General features: G+C 71.4%; 5 protein-coding genes. 4 read left to right on the forward strand and 1 reads right to left on the reverse strand.

From position 1 onward, the window contains the following. A partial coding sequence (locus VMF70_02620; GenBank protein HTT66900.1) for a sensor histidine kinase occupies positions 1–490 on the forward strand: 490 nt, incomplete at its 5' end. Continuing rightward, on the forward strand, positions 487–1,140 hold the full coding sequence (locus tag VMF70_02625; protein HTT66901.1) for a response regulator transcription factor: 654 nt from the start codon (positions 487–489) through the stop codon (positions 1,138–1,140). The genes VMF70_02620 and VMF70_02625, both read left to right, overlap by 4 nt. Before the next feature lie 589 nt (positions 1,141–1,729). Here VMF70_02625 and VMF70_02630 read toward each other — a convergent pair. Then, a complete protein-coding gene (locus tag VMF70_02630) occupies positions 1,730–4,879 on the reverse strand; it encodes an AAA family ATPase (GenBank protein HTT66902.1) in 3,150 nt (1,049 codons plus the stop codon). A 147-nt stretch (positions 4,880–5,026) separates the two neighbouring features. Between VMF70_02630 and VMF70_02635 the strand changes: the two genes are divergently transcribed. Continuing rightward, positions 5,027–5,587 (forward strand): OsmC family protein, encoded by a 561-nt coding sequence (locus tag VMF70_02635; protein HTT66903.1) that lies wholly within the window; start codon positions 5,027–5,029, stop codon positions 5,585–5,587. 260 nt (positions 5,588–5,847) lie between these two features. After that, the coding region (locus VMF70_02640) for a PQ-loop repeat-containing protein (protein HTT66904.1) at positions 5,848–6,052 on the forward strand (205 nt) is incomplete at its 3' end.

Raw genomic sequence — 6,052 nt, forward strand, 5'->3', positions numbered from 1 at the left:
GGCCGGCGTGATCCGCGAGAGCGCGAAGACGGCGCTCGAGGAGCTGCGCGGCGTGATCGGCGTCCTGCGGGAGGACGGCGGCGAGAGCCTGACGCAACCGCCCCAGCCAACGCTCGCCGACCTCGCTGCCCTCGTCGAGGAGTCGCGGGCGGCCGGGATGCGGGTCACCGCCCGGATCGAGCCGGGCGACGCGGCGCCGCCCGCCGCCGTCGGACGCACCGCCTACCGGATCGCGCAGGAGGGCCTGACGAACGCGCGCAAGCACGCGCCGGGAGCAGCGGTGACGCTGACCGTCCGCGCGCCCGACGGCGACCTACAGGTCGAGGTCCGCAGCCTCGCGCCGGTGGCTGTCGCCGCGGCCGCGTCGCTGCCCGGGGCCGGGACCGGCCTGATCGGGCTCGCCGAACGCGTCTCGCTCGCCGGCGGCACACTCGAGCACGGCGTCGACCCCGACGGCGCGTTCGTCCTGCGCGCCCGTCTGCCGCGATGATCCGCGTCCTGCTCGTCGACGACGACGCGCTCGTGCGCTCCGGCCTGCGGATCATGCTCGCCGGCGCCGCGAACCTCGACGTGGTCGCCGAGGCCGCGGACGGCCGCGAGGTGCTCGGCGCTGTCGACCTGCACCGGCCCGACGTGGTCCTGATGGACATCCGCATGCCGCAGCTCGACGGCATCGCGGCCACCCGGCTGCTCGCCGCGCAGCCCGACCCGCCCGCCGTCGTCGTCCTCACGACGTTCGACGCCGACGAGCTCGTCCTGCGCGCGCTGCAGGCCGGAGCAGCCGGCTTCCTCCTGAAGGACACCCTGCCGGCGGAAATCGTCCGCGCGATCGAGCTCGTCCACGCCGGCGACGGGATGCTCTCCCCCGCGGTCACACGCCGGCTCATCTCCCTTGTGGCCGGCGACTCCGACGCCGGCGCCCGCGCCGAGCGAGCCCGCGACCGGCTGGCGACGCTCAGCCCACGCGAGCACGATGTCGCCCTCGCCGTCGGCCGGGGCGAGACCAACGCCGAGATCGCCGCGGAGCTGCACCTCTCCGTCGCCACGGTCAAGGCCCACGTCTCCCGCCTCCTCGACAAGCTAGACGTCGACAACCGCGTCCAGATCGCCCTGCTCGTGCAAGACGCGGGCGAGCACTAGCCAGATGAACCGCCGACGCTTGGCGAGTGGATCGTGTCGAGGAGTGCGAAGCCGCACTATCGCAATGGCGTATGCGAGCGTTTCCAGCGGCGAGCGGGAAACGCCCGCTGCGGACGAGCAGCAGCTGTCTCCCTTGACGCCCCCCTTTCCGTAGGAGCAGCAGCGTCCAGCACAGCGGTGTTGGCTAGACCTCCTTCCCCCGCGCCACGCAACTTCGACTGGCCCGGCGCCGCGTCTCGCATTGCGCGGCCAGCAGGGAGCTCGAGGCGGCCCCGCGGGTCGTCTCGCCTCGCGGTCTTGCTGGTGGCGAATCGGGACTTGCACGACGGATCGTCGCGTCCTGCATTCGTTCCGGCGCGCGACGCCGAGCGTCTTGAGGCTCCGGCGGGCGCTTTGACGACGATGGGCCGCCGAGCGGTGCTGACGGTATCGCGAAGGTGGTGGCACGGCCACCGACCGCCAGCGTCTGGTGCGTCGGCGCATCGCGGGTTGTTGGAGGTGGGGAATCCGACCGCGCCCGACGACGTCTTCGAAGTGAGTTGGGCGGCTGTAGAGGCTCGTTGAGTTGACGGCCCAATGGTGCGTCCGGTCAGGTGGGTTGGTGTTGCGTCGTGACTCTGCGCCGCCGCGGGCTCGCGAGGTGTTCGCTCAGCAAGCGGCGTGCTCGGGCTTCGTTCAGGCGCTGCCCGAGGGTGGCGTAGCCGACGATGGCTTCTCGGAGTGACTGGGTCGCGTCGTCCTTGTCGCCGGCGGCGGCGAGCACCGCGCCGCGCGCCTCCGCCACCGCCGGGGCCCACGGCCCGCCGTTCCAGCGTCCGGCGGTCACCTCCACTCGCGCAAGGAATTCGTGAGCACGGGCGATTTCCCCGGCCTGAGCGCACGCGGTTGCGCCTGCGAGGTAGTAGTCCATGGGACAGAACAGGCATTGGGGGGTTTGGTCCAGCAAGGCTTCGGCGCGGTCGACCAGCGCCAGAGCCTCGGCAGGGTCTTCGGGGAGGCGTAGGAGGGGGCCGTGAACGATGAACAGGAGATGACCAGCCAGGGCTGACGCGTGCGCGAGCGTGAGCGCCTCGTTGAGCTGGTCGCGCGACGCGGTACGCTCGTCCAGGTAAATGAGCGCCTCGCCCAGGCGCGTGCGGGCGAGGGCTTCGCCACCGATCGCGCCCGCCTCGCGGCTCAGCGCGGCGGCTTGGAGCAGATGCGCGCGTGCCGCGTGGGGATCGCCGGTCAGGAGCTCGATCTCGCCGAGCAGGGTAGTGCCGAAGGCCTCGCCGCGCAGGGCGCCGCCGGCGTGCGCGTGCTCGCGGAGGGCGCTCGCGAACTCGGCGAGACGAGCGTACGGATCACCGGCATGCAAGACATACTCGGTGACGCAGGTGTAAATGTCGAACACGCGACCGGCGAGCTCGGGCACGTGCCAGACCTCCGCAAGCTGCCATTCGGTGTGGCGCTCCCACTCGCCGCCGGCGTGCGCGATCAGCGCCTGGAGGTCAGCGAGCTCTGCGCGTTCGGTTTCCGCTTCGTGGATCAACGGCGCGGCCTGTTCAGCCTGCCGGCGCGCTTCGTCGAGATCACCGGCGTACCAGGCGACGATCCCGCGCGCGACGGCGAGCCGGGCCTGTTGCTCGGCACTGCTCGTGGTCAGGTCACGCAGGGCCTCCGATCCGGTGGTTGGGTCGCCGGCGGCGGTGAGCGCGCGGGCTTGTTTAATCCGCAGATCGGTCAGGCGATCGGGGGGGGCCAGGTCGGCGGCGGCAACAAACGTCCGGGCGGCGCGGCGGTCGCCGGCGGCGTAGCGCAAGTCGCCAAGCAACTCCAGCAGTTCGCCCCGCTCCTCAGCGAGCGCGTGTCCGAGGGCCTGCTCGGCCCACCGCTGACCGTCACGGTAGGCGCCGACCGCGGCAGCGCGTTGCGCCGCCGCTCGGAGCAACGGCACGGCCTCGCCGCCGCGGCCGGCTGCGAGCAGGTGGTAGGCGACGCGTTCGGGAGCGCCGCCGCTGTCGCGAAGGTGCGCCGCTGCCCGCAGGTGCGCGTCGATGAGTCGTTTGGTATCGAGCTGCCGGCGGCCAGCGTCTCGGAGCAGTGGGTGGCGGAAATGAAGTCCGGACGTGTCGCGCTCGAGCACGCCTCGGCGCAGCGCGGCGGCGACAGCTGCTTCAGCGCTCGCCTCATCGACGCCGGCGACCACTGCCAGGTCAGTGACGGAGAAGCGATCCTGTAGAGCGGCGGCGAACAAAACGATCGGCCGCGCCTCCTCAGGCAGGCGCCCGAGGCGGGCGTCGAGAATCTCATTGACATGCGCTGGGACGCGGAAATCGCCCGCGTCGACCGACGCGGCGATTTCTTCGGCGAAGAAGGGATTACCCGCCGCGGCGGCCGCGATCGCCTTGAGCGTCCCTGCTCCGAGCGGCCGGCCCGCGGCGCGCTCGGCGATACAGGTCAGCGCAGTAGGCGCCAGGGGGCGCAGGACGAGCTCAACGCCGGCGCGCTGCTCCCGCAGGCTGGCGCGCACGCGCGCCAGCTCCGGACCGGCCTCGCCGTGGCGTGCCGCCAGCACGATCAGCACCGGCGCCTGGCGAGCCGCACGGCACAGGTAGTGGGCCAGGAGCAGCGTCGCCACATCGGCGGAGTGCAAATCCTCCAGCGCCACGAGCACACCACCCTCGCCCGCGGCGGCATCGATGAGCTGCCAGACAGCGGCCAGCACCTGATGGCGTTCGACTTCCCCGGGCGAGCCGTCCTCGCCGGCCGGCGCGGAGGGACCGAGCAGCGCGAGGACGCGCCGCGTGGAGTCGCCCAGAGACTCCAGCAGGTCCGGGCGAGCCGCCATCAGCGGGTTGATCGCCTCGATGATCGGCCCATACGGTGGATGGCCGTCCTCCTCCCGGCCGGCGCCACGCAGTGTATGCCAGCCGCGTGCCTGCGCATCCTCGAGCACGGCATCGACGAGCCGCGTCTTCCCCATCCCGGCGTCCCCGAGAACCACCAGAGCGCCCCCACCCTTGCGTTCGGTCGCGTCGAGTGCCCGCCGTGCAACGGCCAGCTCGCCGTCCCGGCCGAGCATCGGCGGGCTCGACCGAGTCGTCGCGTGCACCGGATCCCCGCGCGACACATCGCGGTACAGCGACAAGCTCTCCTCCGACGGCGTCAGGCCGAGGAGGGCCAGTGCCTTGCGCAGGCGCCGGAATTGCCGGACGACCGCCGCACGATCACCGGCCGCGGCACGCTCGCGCATCAAAGCGCGAGTGGCCTCTTCGTCGGCCGGGTCGGCACGTAGCAGCTCCGCCCAGCGGCCCTGGCGCCGCAGCGCCACAGTGCGAAGCTCGACGAGCCGCTCGCGGTGCTCGACCGTCCACTCCTCATAGCGGTCCTCAGGCAGCAGCTCCGCCGCCTCCCCGTCCCAGCCGCCGTCCGTTCCGAGCTGCTCGACGTCGGTCTCGACGTGGTGCTCGGGGGCGAGGGCCACCACGCCGTGCCGCACCACGATCGCTCCCGGCCAACCGAGCGCTTTACGGGCGTAGTACGCCGCCTTGTGGAGATTCGCGACACCAGCCTTGGCGCCCAGTTGTGGCCACAGCGCCTCGACGACCTGATCGCGCGTCAGCTGGTGCCCCGGCGAAAGCGCGAGCAGCTTGACCAGATCCTCGGCGCGACGGTGCCCCCACGCCGGCGCGGCCACTGGCTGCGCGTCCACCGCGACCTCGAACCGGCCCAGCAGCCGGACATCCAAGCGTCGCATCGGCCAAAGCATCCCACGCAGCACGCCTCGCAGTAAGACGCCGGTGCCGGCGACCGGCAGGGAAGAATTCGGGAAGCGCTCCTTCCTTACGGTGCCTGCACACCGGCCGACTCCATCTCGGCCAACCCCACCACAAAGGAGCTGACCATGCAGGTCACCCACACCATCAACGGCGTCGACGTCGACCGCCTCTACGGGACGATCGACCACATCAGTGCCGACCCAACGCTGGCGCGGTTTCAATTCCGCGCGCGCAACCGGTGGCTCGACGGCGGTCACAGTCGCACCACGATCAAGGAGTTCTACGGCGCCGGCCAAGAGGACACCAGCCGGACCGAGCCGTTCGTCGTCGACGCCGACGAGCCGCCGGTGCTCCTCGGCCAGAACCAGGCCCCCAACACGGTCGAGTATGTGCTCCATGCCCTCGCGGCGTGCCTGTCGGGCACGATCGTCTACCACGCCGCCGCCCGCGGTATCGCGCTCGACGGCCTGGAGGCCACGATTGAGGGTGACGTGGACCTGCGCGGCTTTCTCGGTCTCGACGAGGCAGTTCGTCCCGGATTCGAGAACATCCGAGTCGCCTTCAAGGCAAGCGGAGACTTCGACGACGATCAGCTCGCCGAGCTCGCCAGCCTCGTCCGCTACTCGCCTGTCCGGGACATCGTCAGCAATCCCGTCCCCGTGGCGATCGACGTAGCCCGCGCCTGACCCTCCGTGCGATGTCCGCGCCGACCTTCCACCGGTGCGGACATCGCGCCCTGCCGTCCAGCGCACCATCGCGGCAGAGGTACCCCGTCCAACCTAACGCGAACGACCATGCCATCTCCTGTCATTCCCAGGGTTGCGCCGAGAGGAAGTCGGATGACCACCGCATCAGTCCGCCGGGCCCCCGCGCCGTGGCCGGAGCCGAGCGCCCCACGCGACGGAATCCTCCGGCATGACGAGTCGCTTCGACTATGGCGGCGGTGATGATGACCATCACGGAGATCGCGGGCTTCGTCGGCGCCGGGCTGGCCGCGGTGGCCTACGTGCCGCAGATTTCGCGTCTCAGAAGGACCCGCTGCTCAGCTGGCATCAGCCAGCTGGCCTTCGGGATATGGCTGCTGGCGTCCCTCCTGACCACGGCACGCGCCGTCACGATTCACGCTGGCGTGTTCATCATGCTCGGCGTGA

The sequence above is a fragment of the Gemmatimonadales bacterium genome, assembly GCA_035502185.1.
In the GTDB taxonomy this organism is placed as follows: Bacteria; Gemmatimonadota; Gemmatimonadetes; order Gemmatimonadales; family JACORV01; genus Fen-1245.

What these genes read in the sequence shown, in the direction of transcription:
- VMF70_02630 (HTT66902.1), bottom strand. Translation starts at nt 4,879, where the DNA reads ATGCGACGCTTGGATGTCCGGCTGCTGGGCCGGTTCGAGGTCGCGGTG.
- VMF70_02635 (HTT66903.1), top strand. Translation starts at nt 5,027, where the DNA reads ATGCAGGTCACCCACACCATCAACGGCGTCGACGTCGACCGCCTCTAC.
- VMF70_02625 (HTT66901.1), top strand. Translation starts at nt 487, where the DNA reads ATGATCCGCGTCCTGCTCGTCGACGACGACGCGCTCGTGCGCTCCGGC.